Raw genomic sequence first — 23477 nt, forward strand, 5'->3', positions numbered from 1 at the left:
GACAGGGAAGGGGAGCCGCGGCTCCCTTTTTTGATGGCGCCGTCCCCCGCAGGCAGGAACGAATTGGTGAGCTGGCAAGTCAAATGCGGCGATGCAACAAACCGCTTGCCGATTGGTCAGCGCCTTCGTCAATGGGGAAAGTTGCTATATACACTTTATTACAACTTACCGCTTTTTCCGTGTCTTGAAATTGACATTTCTGGAAAATTTTTTCTGTTTCCTGTTGGATATATTCGGCCTTTGTGCCGGCTTCGGCCTATATCGTCGGATAAACGAGATAAAAATAAGCAATTTGTGAAATGTTGAAATAAATTTCCACAGCAGAATTATTTCCCCACACATAGAATTCGGACCGTTATCCGATTTCATCTGATGTGAGGAAGTATGTTTTTTAACGTATTCAACCGGGCGCTGCTGTGCGCCGGGATCTTTGCACTGACCGCTTGCGGCGGTGGAGATCCGGCCAACGCCCCGCTGCCCACTGTCCAGCAGGGTCCGACCACGGTGGTGCAGCCAGCCAATCCCGGTTCCCCCACCGCGGGCGCGCCGCCAGCCGCCCAAAGTCCCGCACCCCGTCATGTGTCGGTGGCCACGGCCGCCGAGCGCGAAGCCGAGCAATTGCGCATGGTGCCGTACGAGCAAGCGTTCGCGCTGGAAATCCAGCGCCGCGCCCAGGAGCGCCCCGAACACTTGCGCGAGCCGGCCGAGCCGCCGCGCGCGGCGGGGCAGGCAGCGTGCGACAGCGGCACCCAGGGCCGGCCCGCCGACTGCACCCCGGCCCAGTCCGGCGCCCCCCTGCAGGCGGGCGGCCAGGCGCTATAATCGTCGGCGCGCGGCACCCGCCGCGCCACACCGACAATCGGCCATTCCATGACCCTGCGCGCTGCCCTGATCGTGTCCGCCGCCCTGATGGGCGCCACCTCCTTCGCGTGGGCCCAAGGTGCGCCGGCGGCCGCGCGCCTGCTGCCGCGCCAGCTGGCGCTGGTCGTCAACGATGCCGAACCGAACAGCGTCACCATCGCCGAGTATTACCGCAAGGCACGCGCCATCCCCGCCGCCAACATCATCCACGTGAGCATTCCCGGCAAGCCGCAGCGGCTCGATGCCGCGCGTTTCCGCGCGCTCAAGGACAGCATCGACAGCCAGCTGCCGGCCGGCATCGAAGCCGTACTGATGGTCTGGACCGCGCCCTATGCCGTGGAATGCAATGCCATCACGGCCGCCTACACCATGGGCTTCGATCCCGGCCAGTGCAGCAATACCTGTGCCGCCAGCCGTCCGAGCGCCTATTTCAACGCCACCTCGGCCCATCCGGTGGCCGATTTCCGCATGCGCCTGTCGATGCTGCTGCCGACCGAATCGGTGGCGCAGGCCAAGGCCGTGATCGACCGCGGCGTGGTCAGCGGCTTCCGGGTGCCAAACGCGACGGCGTACTATCTGGTGACCTCCCAGGCGGCACGCAATTCGCGTGCCGAGCTGTTCCCGCGCGACGCTTACCTGGCCGCCAAAAAAATCCGCACCAAAACCCTGCATGCCGACACCCTTGAGGGTGTCAAGGACATCATGATCTACCAGACCGGCATGGCGAAAGTCGACAAGCTCGACAGCCTGGGCTTTCTGCCCGGCGCCCTGGCCGACCACCTGACTTCCTTCGGCGGCGACTTGCTCGGCACCAGCCAGATGAGCAGCCTGCGCTGGCTGGAAGCGGGCGCCACGGCCAGCTACGGCAGCGTCAGCGAGCCCTGCAACCATTGGCAGAAATTCCCCCATCCCACGGTGCTGCTCAAGCATTACCTGAACGGCAGCAGCGCCATCGAAGCCTACTGGCGCAGCGTGGCCTGGCCGACCCAGGGCGTGTTCGTCGGCGAGCCGCTGGCCGCGCCTTACGGGCGCTGAGCAAACGCCTCGACGGCCCCGGCCCGCGCCGCCCGGCCAGGCTTCGTGCCCGGCCCATCCGGCAGCGCCTGGCACTTCCAGCAAGGTTGGTGCGGCGCGCGAGGTCATCATGTTGTCATTTATCACAATTATGATGAAATTTACTATGGAAGAATACTTTTTGCTAACATAGAACTCCAACGTCCATAGTCAATATGATCATGACGATTCCAATCTCTCCCTTCAGGAAGTTTCGATGAAAAAGCTCGTAGCAACCATGCACGTCCCCGGCCGGCTGACCGTGCTCGCCGCGTTGATGGCTGGTTTATCCGCTCCCGCCATGGCCGTCTCGCCCGACCTCGTGATCAGCCAGGTGTATGGCGCGGGCGGTAACGCCGGCAGCACTTTTTTTACCCACGACTACATCGAAATTTTTAATCGCGGCACGAGCGCGGTGACCGCCGAAGGGTGGAGCGTCCAGTACGGCTCGGCTACCAGTACCGGCGCCTGGAGCGGCAAGTCGACCTTGCCGACCTTCACCATCGAGCCCGGCCAGTATGTGCTGATCCAGGAGCAGAGCGGCGGCGTGGGCCAGCCATCCTTGCCATCCCCCCTGATCGTGCCGGCGAGCGGCTTCAATATGTCGGCATCGAACGGCAAAGTGGCCCTGGTGCGCGATAGCGTCACCCTGAGCGGTGCCACCCCGACGGGCGCTAATGTCGCCGATCTGGTCGGCTTCGGCACCGCCAACGGCGCCGAAGGCACGCGTGCCCCGGCCATGTCGGCCGCGCTGGCACTGTTCCGCGCCAACGGCGGCTGCGGCGATACCGATGACAACAGCATGGACTTTGCCACCGGCGCGCCGGCCCCGCGCACCAGCGCCTCGGCCCGCAATGCCTGCGGTACAACCATTCCGCAAGCCAAGCCGATCGTCCCGGTCTGCCCGGCCAGCATGGCCGTCGAACAGGGCCAGCCGGCTGCGGTGCCGCTGAGCGCCTCGGATGAAGACAGCATCGTCAACGGCGCCGTCATCGCCAGCGGCAACGTGCCCGGCATCAGCCTCGGCAGCCTGACCGCCGCCAGCGCCAATGGCGGCAGCGCCACGGTCAATCTGCAGGCCGGCGCGGCCCTGGTGTCCGGCAGCTATCCGGTCGTGATCCGCTTCACCAACAATGCCGGCCAGGAAGCGACTTGCCCGGTCAATGTCAGCGTCTCCGGCGCCGCCACCATTCCCCAGATCCAGGGCGCCGGCCCGGCCAGCCCCTTCGCCAATATGAGCGTGAGCACCGAAGGCGTGGTCACCCACAAGGTGTCGAACGGTTACTTCATCCAGGATGCCAACGGCGATGGCGATCCGGCCACCTCGGACGGCCTGTTCGTCTTCACCGGCACCGCCCCGCTGGTCGCGGTGGGCGACCTGGTGCGCGTGAAAGGCACCATCGTCGAGTACAAGCCGACCGGCGCGGCGCGCACCTACACCGAAATGAAGGACGTCAGCGCCACCAAGGTGCTCGGCGCCGGCCACAGCGTCACCCCGGCCAATATCGTCTTCGAGCCGGGCATGGATCTGGCGCGCTATGAAGCGATGCTGGTCAATATCACCAACGCGCTGACCGTCAACCAGACCAGCTACCTGGGCGACCGTGGGGAATTGACCTTGTCGGTCGGGCGCCGCGAAACCGCGACCAACCGCTACCGTCCTGGCACGCCGGAAGCGCTGGCGCTGGCCAAGGCCAATGCCGGCAATGAACTGGTGCTCGACGATAGCTGGTTCGTGGCGCCGCCCGCCGCCACTCCGCCGTGCGCCGACGTGGTGGCCTGCTCCGGCATTCCCTACCTCGGCCAGGATGGCACGGTGCGCGCCGGCGATATGGTGGACAACTTGGTCGGCGTGGTCGACTTCGGCGCCATCGGCGGTGGCGGCACGGCCTTCAAGATCCAGCCGACCGCCGCGCCATCGTTTACCCGCAGCAATCCGCGCCTGCTGGCGCCGGAACTGCCAGTTGGCAACATCAAGGTGGCCAGCGCCAACGTGCTCAACTTCTTCACCACCTTCCTCGACGGCACCGACGCCTGGGGCCGCACGGGGCAGGGCTGCACGGTCGGCTCGACCACGCGCGCCTCGAATTGCCGTGGCGCCGACAATAGCGCCGAATTCGTGCGCCAGCGCGACAAGATCGTCAATGAACTCAAGGGTATCGACGCCGACGTGGTGGGATTGATGGAAATCCAGAACAACGGCGACATCGCGGTCGATTACCTGGTCAAGCAGCTCAACGCGGCCATCGGTTACCCGGCCTATGCCTACGTGCCCAAGCCGGCCAGCACCGGCAGCGACGCGATCCGCGTGGCGATGATCTACAAGCCGGCCAAGCTGGCCATGCTCGGTGGCGCGCTGTCCGATGGCGATGCCGTCAACAACCGTCCGCCGATGGCGCAAACCTTCAAGGCCGGCAATGGCGCCACCTTCTCGCTGATCGTCAACCACCTCAAGTCCAAGGGCGGCTGCGGTAGCGGCGCCAATGCCGACCTGGGCGATGGCCAGAGCTGCAACAATGCCACCCGTGTCCAGCAGGCGACGCGCCTGGCCACGTATTTCATTCCGAACGTGATCAGCAGCGCCGGCGACCCGGACGTGCTGGTCATCGGCGACATGAATGCCCACGGCTTCGAAGATCCGATCCACGTGCTCAACCAGGCTGGCCTGGTCAATGAGCTGGAACGCTTCGTGCGTCCGTCGGGCATTCCTTATTCCTACGTCTTCGACGGCGAAAGCGGCTACCTCGACCATGCACTGGCGAGCGCCTCGCTCGACGCCCAGGTCGCCGGCGCCACCGAATGGCACACCAATGCGGATGAACCGACCGTGATCGACTACAACTTCGACGGCAAGAGCGCCGCCGCCGCCGCCCTGTACAAAAATGATGCCTTTCGCTCCTCGGATCACGATCCGGTGGTGGTGGCGCTGAACCTGACGCCCACCTTCAGCGACGTGACGTCCGCGTTCGCCGAGCAGCGTTCGGGCCTGAGCGTCAACCGGCTCACCAACAGGTTTACCGCGACCATCACCCTGACCAATACCTCGGGCGCCGCGATCACCAGCCCCCTGCATTTGTTGCTTACCGGGTTGACGGAAGGCGTCACCCTGGAGAATAAATCTGGTGTTGTCGGAAATGAACCTTATGTGAGTGTTAACAATGCTACAATACCAGCCGGGGCAAAAATCACACTGAAAGTTGTCTTCAGCAACCCGGCGCGACGAGGCATTGGTTTCGTTAGTAAAATTTTAAGTGGTTCACTCTAAGGGAGCAACATGTTCAATTTTAAGACTTTCGCAAAACAAGCTTTACTTGCAGCAAGCCTCGCTTTTGGCATCGGCAACGCAACGGCAGGGCCGACCTACCACGTCGATATCAATACCAGCAACTTTTCCGGCGCGGGTTCGGTGGACTTCCTGCTGTCCGGTTTCCTGGGCGCCAGTGGTGCGGTGGCCACGGTCAGCAATTTCAGCGGTGCATTCGGTACCGAGGCATTTCGTTCCGGCAGCGTTGTCGGAGCCTTGCCCAATGCTCTGGTCTTCGATAACAGCAAGCCCTTCAACTCGGTCACGCAGAACCTGACCTTGGGCGGCTTCTTCGGTTTCGACGTCAGCTTCAGCGGCGATTTTCTCACCGTGCCTGGTTTCGGCTCGACCTTCAGCGTTGCCATGTTCGATGCCGTGGGCGACTACCTGCTGCCGGGCGACTCCCTGGTCGAGTTCAACCTCAAGCCGATTGCCGCCGATGGCGCCGCCAAGGTCAGCTTCGAGGCCGCCAATATCGTGCGCGTGTCGGTGCCCGAGCCATCGGACATCCTGCTGGTCATCACCGGCCTGGGCCTGGTTGGTTTCGTCCGCCGCCGCTCCGCCAAGGCTGCAGCATAAGTCACTCCCGGCGGGCCTTGCGGCTCGCCGGCATGCACTGCACATGCGTCCGCAAGGGCACATGTGCATTTTTTTTGCCCACGCCGCGGCCCTGTAAGCGATCCGTCATCGTCCCGAAAAACCTTGCTCAAAAGCATATAAAAAATCGCTGCGTCCACTATGAAAGAATAGTTGTCGCAACCGTCGGCGGCATGGTAGCCTTGCACGCCAAATTCAGCATTGAGGAGCCGAAAGGATGTTTGCAGCAACGAAAATCACCAGCGCCCGACGTGATCGCCACGCCGGCTTTACCCTGCTCGAATTGCTCGTCGTTATCGTCATCATCGGCTTGCTCGCGGCCTACGTGGGGCCGAAGTATTTCGCCCAGCTCGGCAAGTCGGAAGTGACGGTCGCCAAGGCCCAGATCGAAGCGTTCGAAAAGTCGCTCGACACTTACCGTCTCGACGTCGGACGCTACCCGACCACCGAGGAAGGCATGGCCGCCTTGCTGGTCGCGCCCGCCACCGCCGGGGTCAAGTGGAACGGTCCCTACCTGAAGAAGGCGGTGCCGCTCGATCCATGGGGCCGCCCGTACCAGTACCGCGCGCCGGGCAGCAAGGGCGAGTATGAAATCCTGTCGACCGGCAAGGACGGCCAGCCCGGCGGCACCGGCGAAAACGCCGACATCACGTCCCAATAATTTCCTGACCCCGCAGTTTTCCGTTTCCCCGTAAAGGCCTCATGCAGTTTGCTGTCCGTACCCTCGCGCCCGACCTGAGCATCAGCAGCCAGGTGGTCGATGCCCAGGATGAGGCCGATGCCCGCCGCCAGTGCGAAGCGCGCGGGCTGTTCGTCAGCGCGGTCGAACCGGTGCGCGCGGCCGGCCTGCGCCGCGGCCGCGGCGCCAGCCTGTCCCTGGTGCTGTTCAGCCAGGAATTGCTGGCCCTGCTGACGGCCGGCCTGGGCATCGTCGAAGCGCTCGAAGCCCTGCTCGAAAAAGAAACCAATATTTCCACCCGCAGCGTGCTCGAACGCTTGCTTGGCGGCTTGCGCGAAGGCAAGCGCTTTTCCAGCGTGCTGGCCGACCAGCCAGACCTGTTTTCGCCGCTCTATATCGGCATCGTGCGCGCCGCCGAAGGCACCAGCGACTTGCCGCGTTCCCTGGCGCGCTACATCGATTACCAGCAGCGCATCGACGTGGTGCGCAGCAAGATCGTCAGCGCCGCCATTTATCCGGTGATCCTGCTGGCAGTCGGCGGCGGCGTGAGCATGTTCCTGATTACCTATGTGGTGCCGCGCTTTGCCGAGGTCTACCAGGGCGCCGGCCGCAACCTGCCGTGGATGTCGCAGATGCTGCTCGGCTGGGGCCAGTTCGCCAGCGGCCACACTACCATCCTGCTGGGCGGCGCCGCCGTGCTGGCCGGCGCGCTGGTGCTGCTGTGGCGCCACCTGACCCGCAACGGCGGCCTGACCCGCCTGGTCACCCGCCTGCCCGGCATCGGCGAGCGCGTGCGCATCTATGAACTGTCGCGCCTGTACCTGACCCTGGGCATGCTCAGCGAAGGCGGCATCACCATCGTCAACGCCATCGATACCGTGCAGGCGATGGTGTCGGTATCGATGCGCGCTTCCCTGGCGGCGGCGCGCGCCAGCATCGAAGCGGGCCTGCCGCTGTCGAGCGCCTTCGAAGCGAACAGCCTGACCACCCCGATTTCGCTGCGCATGCTGCGCGTGGGCGAGCGTACCGGCGACATGGGGCCGATGCTGACCCAGTCGGCCGCCTTCTATGACGGTGAAATCAGCCGCTGGATCGACCGCTTCACGCGCACTTTTGAACCCCTGCTGATGGCCGCCATCGGGCTGGTTGTCGGCGCCATTGTGGTGCTGCTGTATATGCCGATTTTCGATCTGGCCGGAGACATGTCGTGAGTGCCTTGCCGAACCCGCCCATGCTCGAGGCGTCCCTGCTGGCGCGCGCGCGCGCCCAGAGCTTGCAGTCGCAGCGTCCGCTGGTGGCCGAACTGGAAGCGGTCAGCGGGCTCGATGCGCGCCAGATCGTGCAAGCCCTGGCCGAACCGTTCGGCCTGACCGTCATGGAAACGGCCGACATGCTCGGCTGCGCCACCGCCTTCGACCTGCTGCCGCTGGCCCAGGCCCTGGCGCGCCATTGCGTGCTGCTGCGCGAGCCGGGCGGCCGTCTGACCGGCGTGATCGCCGACCCGTTCGACGTCGACCTGCAAACCTGGCTCGCCACGCGCGCCCGCGCCACCCCGGGCGCGCCGCTGCACCTGCGCCTGGCGCTGCAATCGGATATCCAGGCTTACCTGTCCAAGCAGGAGGAATCCGCGCGCGCGGTCGACACCCTGGTGGCCAATGTGGGCGACACCCGGCGCGACGGCAAGACCGCCGCCGTGCTGTCGTTCGCCTCGGTGTCGGAAGCGGCCAGCCCCGCCGTCAAGCTGGTCAACTCGACCCTGTACGACGCGCTCAAGGCCGGCGCCTCCGACATCCACCTGGAAAGCACCGCCAGCGGCCTGGCCGTCAAGTACCGGGTCGACGGCGTGCTCGATCACGCCACCTCGGTCAACGGCATCGAAGTGGCGGAGCACATCATCTCGCGCCTGAAAGTGCTGGCCGAACTCGATATCGCCGAGCGCCGCGTGCCGCAGGACGGCAGCTTCCGGGTCGAATCGGGCGGGCGCGAAATCGACTTGCGCGTCTCGATCATGCCCAGCATTCACGGCGAGGACGCGGTCATCCGGATTCTCGACAAGCGCGCCATGATCGAAGCCTACGGCGCGCTCACGCTCGAAGCGCTCGGTTTCGACGCGCCCTCGCTGGTATCGTTGCGCATGCTGGCCCAGGAAGCCTATGGCATGCTGCTGGTGACCGGGCCGACCGGCTCGGGCAAGACCACCACCCTGTACGCGGCCCTGACGGAAATCCACAACGGGCGCGAAAAAATCATTACCATCGAAGACCCGGTCGAATATCAGCTGCCCGGCATTTTGCAAATCCCGGTCAACGAAAAGAAGGGCCTGACCTTCGCCAAGGGCTTGCGCTCGATCCTGCGCCACGACCCCGACAAGATCATGGTCGGCGAAATCCGCGACCGCGAAACCGCCGAAATCGCGGTGCAGTCGGCCCTCACCGGCCACCTGGTGCTCACCACCGTCCACGCCAACAATGTGTTCGACGTGTTCGGCCGCTTCACCCACATGGGCATCGACCCCTACGCCTTCGTCTCGGCGCTCAACGGCATCTGGGCCCAGCGCCTGGTGCGCATGAACTGCCCGCATTGCGCCGAGCAGTTCACCCCGAGCGACGCCGAACTCGATGGCGTCAACCTGGAACGCAAGGACGTGCACGATTATCTTTTCATGCAGGGCAAGGGCTGCGGCGATTGCCGCGGCACCGGCTACAAGGGACGGCGCTCGATCGCCGAAATCCTCACCCTGAACGACGAAATCCGCGAACTGATCGTCGACAAGCGTCCGATCCGCCAGATCAAGGCCGCAGCCCACGCCAACGGCACCCGCAGCCTGCGCCTGGCCGCGCTCGACCTGGTCAAGCGCGGCGCCACCACCCTCAGCGAAATCAAGCGGGTGACCTTGCATGCGTAGACGTTTCGGACAAGCGCTGCGCGTTGGCGTGGCGGCGGGCGCGGTTGCGCTCCTCAAGACCAGCCGCTGGGGCGGCGCCGCGCCCGAAGTCGTGGGCGAACTGGCGTTCGACGGCGGCAGCCATCCCGAATCGATCGGCCTGGCCCTGCGCCAGTTGCTGCAGGACGGCGGCTGCGCCGGCTGGCCCGTCTCCATCGTGCTGGCCGACGACCTGGTACGCATCTGGCAGGTCGCGCCGCCGGCGGGCAGCGCGCGCCTGGCCGACCTGGAAGCGGCCGCCGCGCTGCGCTTCCAGACCCTGTTCGGCGAACCGACCGGCGCCTGGGCCTTGTCGGCCGGCTGGGACCCGGCGCAACCGTTCCTGGCCGCCGCGCTGCCGCGCCACCTGCTGGCGCTGATCGAACAGGTGTGCGCCGTCCAGCGCGCACCCATCGTCGAACTGGTGCCGCAATTCGTGGCCGGCTTTAACCAGTGGCGCGGCGCCCTCAAGGCCGGCGCCTGGTATGGCCTGGTGCAGCAGCGCGTGCTGACCCTGGCCATGATCGACGGCGGCGCCATCCGCGCCGTGCGCGCCAGCGCGCTGCCCGACGGCGCCGATCTTGACTGGCTGGCCGCGCACGCGGCGCGCGAAGCGCTGCGCCTGAACCTGGCCGCGCCGGCGCGCCTGGCCGTGTCGGGCCATGCGCCGCCGGCCTGGAATAAAGGCGCTTCCCATGCGACCCTGGCTTGCCATCTGCTGGGGCAGGGGCAGGGCAGCGGCTGGTCCGACTGCGCGCGCCTGGCCGCCACCGGGAGCCGTCCATGAAGCCGGTCCGCATCGATTTTGCGCCGCCAAGCCTGCAGCGCACCCTGCACCGCGCCGGTCGCGCCACCTGGATCGTGGCCGTGCTGGCGCTGGCGCTGTGCGCCACCTCGGCCGCCCTGGGCTGGCGCCTGATGGCGCAGCAGCGCGCGCAGGCCGCCGAACTGCGGGCCGCCCAATCGCGCGCACGGGTGCCCGTGGCGGCGGCGCCGGTCGTCCTTGGCCCGCGCATTTCGGAAGCGCAGGCCGCCGCCGTCAACGCCGCCGTGCTGCAACTGAACCTGCCGTGGCGCGCGCTGTACGACGCCATCGGCGCGGCCACGCCGCCCTCCATCGGCATGCTGGCGCTGGAACCGGATGCGCGCAAGCGCACCATGAAAATCACCGCCGAAGCGAAAAGCAGCGACGCCATGATCGACTACGTCGAGCTGCTCAAGCGCGAGGAACTGTTTTCCGGAGTAACCCTGATCCGTCACGAAATCAACGAGCAAGACCCGGCCAAGCCGATCCGCTTCCAGCTCGAAGCCGAATGGGTGGCCCCATGAACGCACCCGCCTTTTCCGCGCTGCTGCTGCGCGCGCGCCTGGCCGTGGTGGCGCGCGGGCCGCTGTTATGCGGCGCCTGCGTGCTGCTGGTGGCCGCCGCTGCGGCCGTGGCCTGGCTGCTGCCGCAGGCCGCGCTGCAATCGAAACGCCACGCCGTCGCGCTCGGACTGGCGCGCACGCCGGCGCCGGTCGACAAGCCGGCCCCGGTGATCGCCAACGAAAACCTGGCCCTGTTCTACACGACCCTGGGCGAAAAGCGCTACGCCGAGCAGCAGGTCAAGACCCTGTTCGGGATCGCCGCCAAGAGCGGCCTGTCGCTGTCGCAGGGCGACTACAAGAGCGCTTTTGACCGCAATGCGCGCCTGCATACCTACCAGGTGACCTTGCCGGTCAAGGGCAGCTACAACGCCATCTGGAAGTTCACCATGCTGTCCTTGCGCGCCATTCCCTTTGCCTCGCTCGACGAAATCAGCTTCAAGCGCGACAACATCGGCGAGCCGGCGCTGGAAGCGCGCGTGCGCATGACCTTCTATCTGGCCGACCAGCCGGGAGCGCCGCAATGACGCCGCGCCATCTCGCGCTGGGCGCGGCCGTGCTGCTCGCCGCCGGCCTGCTGGTGTTCGGCGACAAGACGACCGATTCCGGCGTGAGCGAAGCGGTCGAACGCAGCGCGCCGAAGGCGTCCGCCGCGCGCGTGAGCGCCGTGAGCAGTGCGCGTTCGGCCGTAGCGGCCGAACCGGCCATCCTGCGCCTGGTCGCGCGCGACACCCTGATCGGCGACGATGACGACGCCTTCGGCGCCAACACTGTCTTCGGCAGCCAGAATCTCAATCCGCCGCCGCCCCCGCCGCCGGTCGACAACACGCCGCCACCGCCACCGCCGCCGCCAAGCGCGCCGCCGCTGCCGTTTGTCTACATCGGCAAGGCGGTCGGCGAGGGTGCGTGGGAAGTGTTCCTCGCGCGCGGCGACAAGACCTATATCGTACGTAACAAGATGGTGATCGACGGTACCTACCGGGTGGACGCAATCGCGCCGCCCACCCTGACCCTCACCTATCTGCCTTTGAACCAGGTTCAACAGCTCAACATTGGAGTCTTCGACTGATGGCTAGTCACCGGATTGGCACACGCTGCCTGTATTTGCCACTTTGGAGCCGTCTTGTGCGCGGCGCGGCGCTGCCGCTGATGGCGCTGGCGCTGGCCGGCTGCGCCGGACAGGCCGCCTACCTCGAAGGCAATTCGCTGATCGAGAAGGACCAGGTCGAGGCCAGCCTGCTCAAGTACCGCCAGGCGATCGATGCCCAGCCCGAAAACCCGGTCTACCGCGCGGCCTACCTGAGTGCGCGCGACCGCGCCACCACGCGCCTGCTCGACCAGGCCGACCGCGCCCTGGGCGCCGGCAAGGTCATGCCCGCGCTGCAGGATTACCAGCGCGTGCTGGCGATCGACCCGGCCAACGAGCGCGCGCGCGCCGGCCTGCGCCTGGTCGAGATGGACGAGCGCCATGCCAGGGTGATGGAAGAGGCCAGCGCCGCCTTCGAGCGCAAGGACTACGAGGTGGCGCGCGCGCGCGCCGCCGCGATCCTGGTCGAGCGCCCGCAGTACGAGCCGGCGCGCCAGCTGCTGTTGCAGGTGACCGAGAAGACGGCCGGTCCGGCCGCCGAAACCGGCCTGGCCGCCGCCTACAAGACGCCGATCAGCATTGAATTCCGCGACGCCCCGCTCAAGCAGGTGCTCGACGTGATCGCGCGCCGCTCGAACCTGAACTTCATCTTCGACAAGGATGTCAAGACCGACCAGAAGACCTCGATCTTCCTGAAAAACAGCACGGTCGAAGCGGCCATCTACTACCTGATGGTGTCGAACCAGCTGGACTACCAGGTCATGGACGGCAATACCCTGCTGGTGTACCAGAACGTCGCCGCCAAGCTCAAGGAATACCAGGAGATGACGGTCAAGACCTTCTTCCTGGCCAACGCCGAAGCGAAGGTGGTGGCCAACACGCTCAAGACCATCCTCAAGTCGCGCGACGTGGTGATCGACGAAAAGCTCAACCTCGTGATCGTGCGCGACAATCCGGAAGCGATCAAGCTGGCCGCCAAGCTGGTGGCGCTGCAGGACGTGGCCGAGCCGGAAGTGATGCTGGAAGTGGAGATCTTGCAGATCAAGCGCAGCCGCCTGCTGGAACTGGGCGTGACCTGGCCCACCACCTTGACCCTGGCGCCGCTGATGGCCAGTAACGGCGGGCCGCTCACCCTCGATTCGGTACGCGGCCTGGGACGCGCCGATATCGGCCTGTCGTCGCTGTCGGCCACCGTCACCGCCAGAAAGACCGACGGCGATTCGAACACCCTGGCCAATCCGCGCATCCGCGTGCGCAACAAGGAAAAAGCCAAGATCGTCATCGGCGACAAGATCCCCAACATCACCACCACCTTGTCGGGTGGCGGCATGGCCAGCGGCTTTTCGCAGGAATCGATCACCTATCTCGACGTCGGCCTGACCTTGAGCGTGGAGCCGACCATCTACCTGAATAACGAAATCGGCATCCGGGTCGCCCTGACCGTCAGCTCCCTGGGCGAGGCGATCACCACCGCCTCTGGCAATATCGCCTACCGCATCGGCAACCGCGAAGCGACCACCATGCTGCAGTTGAAGGATGGCGAGAACCAGGTGCTGGCGGGCTTGATCAATAACGAAGACCGCAGCAACGGCACCAAGATTCCCGGCCTGGGCAGCCTGCCGATCGTGGGCCGCCTGTTCGGCCGCGTCGCCGACGGCGCCGACCGCACCGAGATCGTGCTGTCGATTACGCCTCACCTGATCCGCAACATCCAGCGTCCGCCCGCCGGCGCGTCCGAGTTCAGCGCCGGCACCGAGACCAGCTTCCGGCGCCGTCCCGACAGCGCGGCGCGCGCGCCGGTGGTGATGCCGCCGCCGCCGGGCGCCCATGCGCCTGTACCTGCGCCGCTGCCTGCGCCGATGCCGGTTCCGGCCGCGCCCGAGGCGCCCGGCGCCGCCGTGACCCCGATCCCGGTCCCGGAAACCACGTCCGCGCCGCAGCAATGATGGCGCCAGGGCGGGGCCGGGGGTTTACCTTGATCGAATTGCTGGTGACACTGGCGATTCTGGCCCTGCTCGGCACCCTGGTGGTGCCGGTGACGCAAGTGACCATGCAACGCCAGCAGGAGCAGGAATTGCGCCGCTCCTTGCGCGAAATCCGCCAGGGCATCGATGCCTACAAGCGCGCCTACGATGAAGGGCGCATCGCGCGCTCCCTCAACAGCAACGGCTACCCCAAGTCGCTCGAACAGCTGGTCGAAGGCGCGCCCGACTTGCGCAGCCCCAAGCGCGCCAAGATCTATTTCCTGCGCCGGGTGCCGCGCGATCCCTTCAATCCCAACAGCGACTTGAGCGGCGCCCAGACCTGGGGCAAGCGCAGCTACGCCAGCGAGGCCACCGACCCGCGCGAAGGCGAGGACGTGTACGATATCTATTCCACCTCGGACCGGGTTGGCCTGAACGATGTGCCGTACCGTAAATGGTGAACAAGATGCGAGCGAAACCTGGCCGCACAGCGCGCGGCTTCACCCTGATCGAATTGCTGGTGGTGCTGGGCATCATCGCGCTGCTGCTGACCCTGGCGGTGCCGCGCTTTTTTCCCAGCATCGACAGCACCAAGGACACCATCCTGGCCGACAACCTGCGCAATATCCGCGCCGTGATCGACCAGTTTTATGCCGATACCGGGCGCTATCCCGATTCGCTGGAACAGCTGGTCGAGAAAAAATACCTGCGCTCGATCCCGGTCGACCCGGTGGCCGACAGCAGCACCAGCTGGATCCTGGTACCGCCCGAGGACAGCGCCAAGGGTAATCTGTACAGCATCAAGAGTGGGGCGCCCGGCAATGACCGCAACGGCAAACCGTATAGCGACTGGTAGCGCGGGCCGGCGCCTCGTGTCGCCGCGTCCGGTCCGAGCGCCGGGTTTTACCTATCTGGGGCTGATCATCCTGGTCACCGTGATCGGGCTGGTGGGTGCTGCCAGCCTCAAGGTCGGTTCGCTCATGCAGCGCGCCGCAGCCGAGGAAGAGTTGCTCGACATCGGCGCCGCCTTCAGCGACGCGCTGCGCAGCTACGCCGCCGCGACCCCGCAGGGCCAGCCGCAGCAGCCGCCCAGCTTGCAGGAATTGCTCAAGGACCCGCGCTTTCCCAACCCGCGCCGCCACCTGCGCAAGATTTTCGTCGACCCGATCACCGGCAAGGCCGAGTGGGGCATCATGTATTTGACCGACAAGCAGGGCGTGCTCGGCGTGTACAGCCTGTCGAACGCGCAGCCGCTCAAGGTCGGCAATTTCGATGCGCGCTTTCTGAACATGGAAAACAAGACCCGCTTCTCGGACTGGAAGTTCACCCTGTCGTCGCAGACCATGCTGCCGCAGGAGCCGCCGGCCGCGCCGCCGAACCAGCCGAACCAGCCGAACCAGCCGGCGCCCCTGTTCCCGCCTGCCGCGCCGGCGCAAGATGCCATGAAGCCGCCCGAGGAGCCGCCGGCAGCCATGCCGCCGGCCGAACCCCAGGAAGCCGACCCTCAGCCGGCGCCCGAGGAGCCGCCGCCCGAGCGGACCCCGCCACCGGCTGCGGAAGGCAGGGCGGGCGAACCGGCGCAAGAAGAAGATCCATCGGGCAGGAGCAGGCAGGACAGCGACAAGGCGGAGGAAGAGGAGCGCCGGCGCGACGAACGCCAGCGCGACGAGGGCCGCCGCAACGAACCGCGCCGCGAGAGGTAGTTCAAGAGGTAGCTAGCGCCCGCTGCGCTTGAAATCCTTGAAGCGGAAGCCCAGTCCGAACAGCACCACGAAATACGCCGTGGCACTGCCGGCCACGATGGCGAACAGGGCGCCGGCGCGCAGCCATGGCCTGGCCTGCAGCGCGGCCCAGTCGAACTGGCTCTTGCCATACCAGGCGATCAAGCCCATCACGGCCACGGCGATGAGCAGGCGCGCGAAGAACATCAGCCAGCCCGGCTGCGGCACATAAATGCCGCGCTTGCGCAGCACCGTGTAGAGCACGGCCGCGTTCAGGCAGGCGCCCATGCCGATCGACAGCGCCAGTCCGGCCACGCCCTGCAGCAGCGGCACGAACACCAGGTTCATCAGCTGCACCGCCACCAGCACCCCGACGGCGATGCGCACCGGCGTGCGCACGTCCTGGCGCGCGTAAAAGGCCGGCGTGAGCGTCTTGACCAGGATGATGCCGACCAGGCCGGCGCTGTACGCCATCAGCGGCATGGCCGCCGCGTGGATGGCCTTGACGTTGAAGGCGCCGTAGTGGAACAGGGTGGCGATCATCGGCTCGGCCAGCGCGGCCAGGCCGACCGAGGCGGGCAGGGCCAGCAGGAAGGTCAGGCGCAAGCCCCAGTTGAGCAGGGCCGAGTATTCGGTGGCGTCCCCCTCGGTATTCGCCTTCGCCAGGCTGGGCAGCAAAATGGTGCCCAAGGCCACACCAAGCATGGCCGTGGGAAATTCCATCAGGCGGTCGGCATAGGTCAGGGCTGACACGCTGCCGGCGCCCAGGCGCGAGGCGATGCCGGTATTTACCAGTAGGCTGATCTGGGCGGCGGAGACGGCGAACACGGCCGGCCCCATCTTCCTGAGCATGCGGTGCACACCAGGGTCGCGCAGGGCGGCCATGGGATTGAGCGAGATGCGCGGCAGCATGCCGATTTTCATCAGCGAGGGAATCTGGATGCCCACCTGCAGCAGGCCACCCACCACCACCGCGAACGCCATCGCGTAGATCGGTTGTGCGAGGCGCTGGGCCAGCAACAGCGAGGCCAGGATGAAGGAAATATTCAGCAGCACCGGGGTGAAGGCGGGAATCTTGAACTGGCGCCAGGTATTCAGAATGCCGCTGGCCAGGGAGACAAAGGCCATGCAGATAATGTAGGGGAACATCATGCGCGTCATGAAGATCGCCGCCTGGCTGGCCTGGGGCGTCTGCTTGGCGGTGTCCATGACCCACATGATCAGCAGCGGCGTGGCAATGATGCCGGCGATGGTGATCAAGAGGGTCGACCAGATCAGCACCGTGGCCACGCTGTCGATCAGCGGGCGGGTACCTTCGTCGCCACGCTGGGTCTTGACGTCGGCCAGGATCGGCACGAAGGCCTGGGCGAAGGCGCCCTCGGCGAACATGCGGCGCAACAGGTTGGGAATGCGGAAGGCGACGTTGAAGGCATCGGTATATTCCGACGCGCCAAAGGCGCGCGCGAAAAGGCTTTCGCGCAGCAGGCCGGTGACGCGGGACAGCATGGTCATGCTGGAGATGGCAGCCAGGGTTTTGAGCAAGTTCATGGGCCGGGATTATAGCCCGGCAAGAGCGACGCGGAGGAGTGGATCGGACAAATGTTGATTTTTGAATTGCCCTTGCCGGAACTTTTCGCTATAATCGAAGGCTGTACAGAATTCTGTTACGCAGACACTAATGTTTGGCAGGCACTGGTTTGACACACAAGGTGTAGAAAAAACACTGGTTTGACAGACGCTATTGTTTGCAAACGCAACTTGACCCCGATTTAGGAAATTCCATGGCAAATACCGCACAAGCACGCAAGCGCGCTCGTCAAGCAGTTAAGCAAAACGCTCACAATTCGTCGCAGCGTTCGACCCTGCGTACCGCTATCAAGGCAGTGCGCAAGGCTATCCAGGCTGGCGACAAGGCCGCTGCAGCATCGATCTTCCAGGCATCCGTGTCGACCATCGACAGCATCGCCGACAAGAAAATCATCCACAAGAACAAAGCAGCGCGTCACAAGAGCCGTCTGGCTGCTGCTCTGAAAGCGCTGGCTTAATAGCGCGCGCCGCCGCGCGGACTTCGGTCTGCCGGCTGAGCTTGTGAGCATGTCAAAAAACCCGCCTGGCTTCGGCCCCGGCGGGTTTTTGTCGTGGGCGCCGGCCTTGCGCAGTGTTTCCTAACTGGGGTCTGACCCGAATGCCATTTAGTTAAGCGGCGTTTTGACCACAGACTCAGAAACCGTCATTCCCGCCTCTCCAGGAACTGAGCTCTGGATTCGATGGCGTTAGGTTCAGCGTTTTTCTGACCACAAACTTCAGAACCGTCATTCCCGCGCAGGCGGGAATCCAAGTCCGGCGCTCAGCCGACGGCTACGGTACAAAATTGGATTCCCGCCTGCGCGGGAAGTCATTTCTGCCAATGGCAGGAATGACGGAGCGTACGTTAGCGGCATTAGCCTCTGGACTCGCCTCGTTCCAAGGAATTGGAGGAGTTTCCTAGAAACTGGAGGCTGCGCGGGACGTCATTTCTGCCAGTGGCAGGAAGTCATTTCCGCCAATGGTGGGAATGACGGCGCTTAACTTAACGGCATGAGGGTCTGACCCCGGTTAGGAAACGTTTCAGATTTTTTTCATGTCGCCGGCCGGCACTTCCACCCATTCCCCCGGCATCAAGGGATGGGTCGCCAGCGAAAACGGTCCGATGCTGCTGCGTACCAGCCGCAGGGTCGGCAATCCCACCGCCGCCGTCATGCGCCGCACCTGGCGATTCTTCCCTTCCTGTAATGTGATCGCGATCCAGCTGGTCGGCTTGTCGGCGCGCACCCGGATCGGGGGCGTGCGCGGCCACAGCCAACCCGGTTCGGCGATCCGCACCGCTTTGCACGGCTTGGTCACGAAGTCGCCCAGGTCGAGCGGCGCCTGCAGCCGGGCCAGCGCATCGGCACCGAGCTCGCCGTCGACCTGCACCAGGTAAGTCTTCGCTTCCTTGTGATCGGGATGGGCGATGCTGTGCTGCAGGCGGCCGTCGTCGGTGAGCAGCATCAGCCCTTCGCTGTCGGCGTCGAGCCGCCCGGCCGGGTAGATGTTGGGGGTGCGCAAATAATCGGCCAAGGATTCGCGTCCCGGCTGGGGCGAAAACTGGCACAGCACCTGGAACGGCTTGTTAAATAGAATGAGGGGCATAATTGAGTCGCTGGGAAGTAGTTGGCCCGCCGTTCGGCTGGCGCGCCAATTGTTAGTGTCGCAAAACCGTAGCGCCTAGTAAAATACTGGTGCATAATGTGAAACGCGCGTCTTATGTCTTATAGAAGACTACAACTCTCGTCGTTTTTATAGTAACCAATTCAGATTGCAGACCATGCCTGACAGACGCAACTTTGTTGCTGCCTGCTATGCGTCCACTTCGGAGATCACGATGTATCAACATATCAAAGTACCTGCTGACGGCCAAAAAATCTCGGTCAATGCCGATTTTTCGCTGAATGTACCAGATAATCCAGTCATTCCCTACATCGAAGGCGATGGCACCGGCGTCGATATCAGCCCGGTCATGATCAAGGTCATCGACGCAGCCGTGGCCAAGGCCTACGGCGGCAAGCGCAAGATCAGCTGGATGGAAATCTATGCCGGCGAGAAGTCGACCACCGTGTACGGCCCGGATGTGTGGCTGCCGGAAGAAACCCTGGAAGTGCTGAAGGACTACGTCGTGTCGATCAAGGGTCCATTGACGACCCCGGTCGGCGGCGGCATCCGTTCGCTCAACGTCGCCCTGCGCCAGCAGCTCGACCTGTATGTCTGCCTGCGTCCGGTGCGCTACTTCACCGGCGTGCCTTCGCCAGTGCGTGAGCCAGAGAAGACCGACATGGTCATCTTCCGCGAAAACTCGGAAGATATCTACGCCGGTATCGAATACCAGCAAGGTTCCGAAGGCGCCAAGAAACTGATGGATTTCCTGATCAAGGAAATGGGCGTCACCAAGATCCGCTTCCCCGAGACCTCGGGCCTGGGCATCAAGCCAGTGTCGATCGAAGGCACCGAGCGCCTGGTGCGCAAGGCGATCCAGTACGCGATCGACAATGACAAGCCTTCCGTGACGATCGTTCACAAAGGTAACATCATGAAGTACACCGAAGGCGGCTTCCGCGACTGGGCGTACGCACTGGCACAGAAAGAGTTCGGCGCTGAGCTGATCGATGGCGGCCCATGGTGCAAGTTCAAGAATCCGAAGACCGGCCGCGACATCATCGTCAAGGATTCGATCGCCGATGCGTTCCTGCAGCAGATCCTGTTGCGTCCGGCCGAGTACAGCGTCATCGCGACCCTGAACCTGAACGGCGACTACATTTCCGACGCGCTGGCCGCACAAGTGGGCGGTATCGGTATCGCTCCGGGCGCCAACCTGTCCGATTCGGTGGCCATGTTCGAAGCGACCCACGGCACCGCGCCCAAGTACGCAGGCAAGGACTATGTGAACCCGGGTTCCCTGATCCTGTCGGCTGAAATGATGCTGCGTCACATGGGCTGGCTGGAAGCGGCCGACCTGATCATCTCGTCGATGCAGAAATCGATCGCGTCGAAAAAAGTCACCTACGACTTCGCCCGCCTGATGGAAGGCGCGACCCAAGTGTCGTGCTCCGGTTTCGGCGATGTGATGATCGAGCACATGTAAGATCGCCGCTGCGCCGCGGCGCGATGGCCCCGTTCTCGCAGGAGGGCGGGGCTTTTTGTTGTCTGGAGCCGACCCGCATGCATGGCGCATGCGATTGAACAAGGAGAACTACATGATGCGTTCGCTGGTGATATTGGCCCTGGCATCGTCAATGTGCGGCTGCCTGGATTTGAGTGGACCGTGCGGGAATGAAGTCCTGTCCGAATCGACCTCGCCGAGCGGGCATGCTACGGTGACGACGTTCAGGCGAAATTGCGGCGCCACCACAGGCTACGTGAACGTCGTTTCAGTGCGCTCAAGCAGCACGGCCTTCGACGGCGAAGACAAAAGCACATATGTGCTGATGTCGGAGGCGGAGACGCCCATCACTGCCTCATGGGAAAGCCACGGCGTGCTGCGCATCCGGCGCTCGGCCGGCAAGAGCGTGTTCCTGGAAATACGCGTGTTCGATGGCATGCAAATCCGCTATAACGACGAGCCGATCTGACGCCATCCCGGCAGGCACGACAGGGGACCTGTCCGGATGCCGCTCCCGCCACCTGGCGCAAGGATGCTAGGGTGCGTCCCGGTGCACGTCGCGGTAAGCGAGCATGTCGAGCAGGCGTTCCTCTTTTTCCGCATCAAAACCGCAGCGCGCCTCGAAGCGCGCCGGATTCTCGTACGTTCCGAACAGCATGTCCCACCACACGATGTCGCCGTAGTTGTTCTTGTGCCGCCCGTACTGATGGTGGATGCGGTGCATTTCCGGGCGCTGGAAGACGTAGCCGATCCAGCGCGGCGTGCGCACACTGGTATGATAAAAGAACTCCCCCAGCGCCGTGCACAGCGTGTAATACGCTCCCGCTTGCGGTGACAGTCCCAAGGTCGTGTACACCAGCAGGCTGCCGATGATCGAGTTGACCAGCATTTCCCCGGGATGCTTGTAGAACGAGGTGATCACTTCGATGCGGCGCGGACTGTGGTGAATCTGATGAAAGAAACGCCACAGCCAGTCGACTTCATGGCGCCAGCGGTGCCACCAGTAAAACACGAAGGTGGCGATGAAGTAGGCGAGCAGCCCGCCCGCGATCGGGTTCAGGTAGCGCGACAGATGGAACAGGGACACAGACGACAGCCAGCGCTCCCAGCTGATTCCGGCCAGAACCACGATGCCCAGCTGGGCCGCGTTGATCAGCAGTACGCGCAGGGGCCAGCTGCGAATCCTGGGCAGCGTCCAGCCCGGTATGACCCTTTCGAGTACAAAGCAGGCCGCGAAGACGGCGAAGATGGAAGGTAGCACGGTAACTCTCCTTGGGGGTGTCGGAAAACAAGTCTTGCACGCCCGCGCAAGGAGTAAAGGTGGCGCCGATCAGGTGGCGCCGCGCGATACCCTTGGTCGCATCTGGCGGTGCCGTGTGGATGACTTGTTCGCGCTGCATGGCGACGCAAGCGCGACCAGGACCGGCGGCACGACCGTGTATGTGATCGACAGTGGCATCGGCAACCACGCCGGGGTGCCGGTCAGCGCGCGCTGGAATGCCGCGCCTGCGCGATCGGCAAGGATCCGCATGCGACCTTCGTGGCCGGGATCATCGCGGCCCCGGCAGCGCAGCCCTTGAATGGCATGGCTGCCTACGCAGCGCTCGACCCCGAGGGGGTGACCGAGATGGGGGCGAATTTCGGCAATTGCGCCGACGCTTGGGCGCCGGACAAATACGGCAGGTCGACCTGGATGAACACCTATGCCCCGACCTATGCGCTCAGTTCCGCCACCTCGCGGGCCGCGCCCGCCGGCGCGCAACCGGTTATGATCATAAACAGGATCAGTTTACGGAGAACGCCGCCATGACCACCATCAGTGCTTTTCAGTACGTTCCGCCCTTTGCCCAAGGCGTGGTGCGCGATTTGCGCGTGCGCTGGGCGCTTGAAGAGGCCGGCCTGCCGTACCAGGCCCGCCTGATCGGCCCGGCGGACCAGCAATCGCCCGACTACCTCGCGTTGCAGCCGTTCGGGCAGGTGCCGGTGATGCAGGATGGCGAGCTGACGATGTTCGAGTCGGGCGCGATCGTGCTCCACATCGCCCAGCGCAGCGCGGTCCTGATGCCCAAGGACGAGGCGGGCAGGGCGCGCGCCACCACCTGGATTTTCGCGGCTGTCAATACCGTCGAGATACCGCTTCAGCAACTGGCCATGCTCGACCTGTTTTTCGCCGATGAGGAGTGGGCCAGGCTGCGCCGTCCCGGCGCGGTGGAGGACGTGCGCAAGCGGCTCGTGCAACTGGCCGCGTGGCTGGGCCAGCGCGATTACCTCGACGGCGCCTTCAGCGCCGGCGACCTGATGATGACCACGGTGCTGCGCATGCTGCGCCACACCACGATTGTCGACGACTACCCCACGCTCAAGGCTTACCAGCTGCGCTGCGAGGCGCGTCCGGCCTTCCAGAAGGCTTTGCGCGACCAGATGGCCGCGTTTGAAGCCGCCTGATCAGGCAGGCTTGGCGAGCACCCACTGCACCAGGTCCTCGCCGTCGGCGTCGGTGATGGTGGCGCCGGGCTGGAAGCCGAGCCTGGCGGCCACGCGCGCGGACGGCGTGTTGTCGGGAGCGATCTGCGCCAGCACGCGCTCGAGCGCGGCGGCGGCGAAGGCGATGCGCGCCAGTTCACGCACGGCGGCCGTGGCAATGCCCTGGCCGCGGCAGGCGGGCGCGACCCCGTAGCCGATCTCGACCTGGCCGTCGATGGGAATATCCTTGAAGCCGCAGGCGCCCACCAGCATGCCGTCGCTGGCGCGTAACATGAGGAAAGTGGCGCACCAGTCGGCGCTCTTGCCCGCTTCCAGCAGGTCCAGCGCGCGTTGCGCGACAAAGGCGGGCGGCAGGGCGCCGGCGGCGGCGCGGCCGGCGATGTGCTCGGGAATGCGGGATGCGGCGAGCGTGCGCAGGTCGGCAACGCCGAGAAGCTGTAAGATGATCGTCATGGATGCGTTGCGGGTATAAAAAAACCCCGCTTGGAAGCGGGGTTTTTTACATCGGGGATTGCTTATGCAGCCTGGATGTTGGAAGCTTGCTTGCCTTTAGGGCCTTGCGTGACTTCAAATTGAACTTTTTGACCTTCTTTGAGGGTCTTGAAACCGTTCATGTTGATTGCGGAAAAGTGCGCGAACAAATCTTCGCCGCCATCATCTGGAGTGATGAAGCCAAAACCTTTGGAATCATTGAACCACTTAACTGTACCTGTTGCCATAAAAGAACTTTCAAAATTATAACCAATCACACGAGCCATAAAAGC

Annotated in this window: 25 protein-coding genes; 20 read left to right on the forward strand and 5 right to left on the reverse strand. The window is 64.5% G+C overall.

The window, feature by feature from the left end; translation table 11 throughout:
* The first annotated feature begins 384 nt into the window (after nt 1-384).
* The 15 genes from IV454_RS17035 (at nt 385) to IV454_RS17105 (ending at nt 15536) form a co-directional block, all read left to right on the forward strand.
* The gene (locus IV454_RS17035) at nt 385-822 is read left to right on the forward strand and encodes a hypothetical protein (RefSeq protein ID WP_206087046.1); all 438 of its coding nucleotides are present in this window, start codon (nt 385-387) and stop codon (nt 820-822) included.
* A 48-nt stretch (nt 823-870) separates the two neighbouring features.
* Nucleotides 871-1896 (forward strand): TIGR03790 family protein, encoded by a 1026-nt coding sequence (locus tag IV454_RS17040; protein ID WP_206087047.1) that lies wholly within the window; start codon nt 871-873, stop codon nt 1894-1896.
* Between the two features lie 235 nt (nt 1897-2131).
* On the forward strand, nt 2132-5179 hold the full coding sequence (locus IV454_RS17045) for an ExeM/NucH family extracellular endonuclease (protein ID WP_229521656.1): 3048 nt from the start codon (nt 2132-2134) through the stop codon (nt 5177-5179).
* Nucleotides 5180-5188: 9 nt separating this feature from the next.
* The gene (locus tag IV454_RS17050; protein WP_054267019.1) at nt 5189-5797 is read left to right on the forward strand and encodes an NF038129 family PEP-CTERM protein; all 609 of its coding nucleotides are present in this window, start codon (nt 5189-5191) and stop codon (nt 5795-5797) included.
* A gap of 235 nt (nt 5798-6032) precedes the next feature.
* Entirely contained in the window at nt 6033-6476 is a 444-nt protein-coding gene (gene gspG, locus IV454_RS17055; protein WP_054267020.1) for a type II secretion system major pseudopilin GspG, read from the forward strand.
* Between the two features lie 41 nt (nt 6477-6517).
* The gene (locus tag IV454_RS17060; RefSeq protein ID WP_206087048.1) at nt 6518-7705 is read left to right on the forward strand and encodes a type II secretion system F family protein; all 1188 of its coding nucleotides are present in this window, start codon (nt 6518-6520) and stop codon (nt 7703-7705) included.
* A gap of 20 nt (nt 7706-7725) precedes the next feature.
* Nucleotides 7726-9399 (forward strand): GspE/PulE family protein, encoded by a 1674-nt coding sequence (locus tag IV454_RS17065; RefSeq protein WP_054268175.1) that lies wholly within the window; start codon nt 7726-7728, stop codon nt 9397-9399.
* Nucleotides 9392-10204 (forward strand): hypothetical protein, encoded by an 813-nt coding sequence (locus tag IV454_RS17070; RefSeq protein WP_206087049.1) that lies wholly within the window; start codon nt 9392-9394, stop codon nt 10202-10204. The genes IV454_RS17065 and IV454_RS17070 overlap by 8 nt, the downstream gene beginning before the upstream one ends.
* Nucleotides 10201-10746, forward strand: coding sequence for a PilN domain-containing protein (locus tag IV454_RS17075; protein WP_206087050.1), 546 nt, complete (start codon nt 10201-10203; stop codon nt 10744-10746). Before IV454_RS17070 ends, IV454_RS17075 begins: the two co-directional genes overlap by 4 nt.
* Nucleotides 10743-11309 carry a hypothetical protein gene (locus IV454_RS17080; RefSeq protein ID WP_206087051.1) on the forward strand — a complete coding sequence of 189 codons (567 nt, stop codon included), beginning with the start codon at nt 10743-10745 and terminating at the stop codon, nt 11307-11309. Before IV454_RS17075 ends, IV454_RS17080 begins: the two co-directional genes overlap by 4 nt.
* Nucleotides 11306-11851 (forward strand): hypothetical protein, encoded by a 546-nt coding sequence (locus IV454_RS17085; protein WP_206087052.1) that lies wholly within the window; start codon nt 11306-11308, stop codon nt 11849-11851. Before IV454_RS17080 ends, IV454_RS17085 begins: the two co-directional genes overlap by 4 nt.
* A 56-nt stretch (nt 11852-11907) precedes the next feature.
* Nucleotides 11908-13815: a secretin GspD/PilQ domain-containing protein gene (locus tag IV454_RS17090; RefSeq protein WP_307730071.1), complete on the forward strand. Its 1908-nt coding sequence runs from the start codon at nt 11908-11910 to the stop codon at nt 13813-13815.
* Entirely contained in the window at nt 13812-14294 is a 483-nt protein-coding gene (locus tag IV454_RS17095; RefSeq protein WP_206087054.1) for a type II secretion system protein, read from the forward strand. The genes IV454_RS17090 and IV454_RS17095 overlap by 4 nt, the downstream gene beginning before the upstream one ends.
* 5 nt (nt 14295-14299) lie before the next feature.
* Nucleotides 14300-14689, forward strand: coding sequence for a type II secretion system protein (locus IV454_RS17100; RefSeq protein WP_229521658.1), 390 nt, complete (start codon nt 14300-14302; stop codon nt 14687-14689).
* Nucleotides 14690-14705: 16 nt separating this feature from the next.
* Nucleotides 14706-15536, forward strand: coding sequence for a type II secretion system protein (locus tag IV454_RS17105; RefSeq protein ID WP_229521660.1), 831 nt, complete (start codon nt 14706-14708; stop codon nt 15534-15536).
* Nucleotides 15537-15548: 12 nt separating this feature from the next.
* Here IV454_RS17105 and murJ read toward each other — a convergent pair whose 3' ends face one another.
* The gene (gene murJ, locus IV454_RS17110; protein ID WP_206087056.1) at nt 15549-17102 is read right to left on the reverse strand and encodes a murein biosynthesis integral membrane protein MurJ; all 1554 of its coding nucleotides are present in this window, start codon (nt 17100-17102) and stop codon (nt 15549-15551) included.
* Between the two features lie 233 nt (nt 17103-17335).
* On the opposite strand from murJ, the gene rpsT reads away from it, so the two are divergent.
* The gene (rpsT, locus tag IV454_RS17115; protein WP_054267030.1) at nt 17336-17599 is read left to right on the forward strand and encodes a 30S ribosomal protein S20; all 264 of its coding nucleotides are present in this window, start codon (nt 17336-17338) and stop codon (nt 17597-17599) included.
* Between the two features lie 562 nt (nt 17600-18161).
* Here the strand turns inward: rpsT and IV454_RS17120 are convergent.
* Entirely contained in the window at nt 18162-18725 is a 564-nt protein-coding gene (locus tag IV454_RS17120) for a pseudouridine synthase (RefSeq protein ID WP_206087057.1), read from the reverse strand.
* 232 nt (nt 18726-18957) lie between these two features.
* Between IV454_RS17120 and icd the strand changes: the two genes are divergently transcribed.
* Together icd and IV454_RS17130 are read left to right on the forward strand one after the other, a co-directional pair.
* A complete protein-coding gene (gene icd / locus IV454_RS17125) occupies nt 18958-20211 on the forward strand; it encodes an NADP-dependent isocitrate dehydrogenase (protein WP_054267032.1) in 1254 nt (417 codons plus the stop codon).
* Nucleotides 20212-20323: 112 nt separating this feature from the next.
* Nucleotides 20324-20698: a hypothetical protein gene (locus IV454_RS17130; protein WP_206087058.1), complete on the forward strand. Its 375-nt coding sequence runs from the start codon at nt 20324-20326 to the stop codon at nt 20696-20698.
* Between the two features lie 66 nt (nt 20699-20764).
* Here IV454_RS17130 and IV454_RS17135 read toward each other — a convergent pair whose 3' ends face one another.
* Nucleotides 20765-21490 (reverse strand): sterol desaturase family protein, encoded by a 726-nt coding sequence (locus IV454_RS17135; RefSeq protein WP_054267034.1) that lies wholly within the window; start codon nt 21488-21490, stop codon nt 20765-20767.
* A gap of 279 nt (nt 21491-21769) precedes the next feature.
* Between IV454_RS17135 and IV454_RS17140 the strand changes: the two genes are divergently transcribed.
* Both IV454_RS17140 and IV454_RS17145 read left to right on the forward strand, forming a co-directional pair.
* Nucleotides 21770-22039, forward strand: coding sequence for a hypothetical protein (locus IV454_RS17140; RefSeq protein ID WP_206087059.1), 270 nt, complete (start codon nt 21770-21772; stop codon nt 22037-22039).
* Nucleotides 22036-22674 (forward strand): glutathione S-transferase family protein, encoded by a 639-nt coding sequence (locus IV454_RS17145; RefSeq protein WP_206087060.1) that lies wholly within the window; start codon nt 22036-22038, stop codon nt 22672-22674. Before IV454_RS17140 ends, IV454_RS17145 begins: the two co-directional genes overlap by 4 nt.
* Here the strand turns inward: IV454_RS17145 and IV454_RS17150 are convergent, their stop codons facing one another.
* Nucleotides 22675-23166: a GNAT family N-acetyltransferase gene (locus IV454_RS17150; protein ID WP_206087061.1), complete on the reverse strand. Its 492-nt coding sequence runs from the start codon at nt 23164-23166 to the stop codon at nt 22675-22677. It abuts the gene before it with no gap.
* A gap of 62 nt (nt 23167-23228) precedes the next feature.
* Entirely contained in the window at nt 23229-23432 is a 204-nt protein-coding gene (cspE, locus tag IV454_RS17155; protein WP_010395943.1) for a transcription antiterminator/RNA stability regulator CspE, read from the reverse strand.
* Nucleotides 23433-23477: the final 45 nt, after the last annotated feature.

Source organism: Massilia antarctica, from assembly GCF_015689335.1.
GTDB lineage: Bacteria > Pseudomonadota > Gammaproteobacteria > Burkholderiales > Burkholderiaceae_D > Telluria_A > Telluria_A antarctica.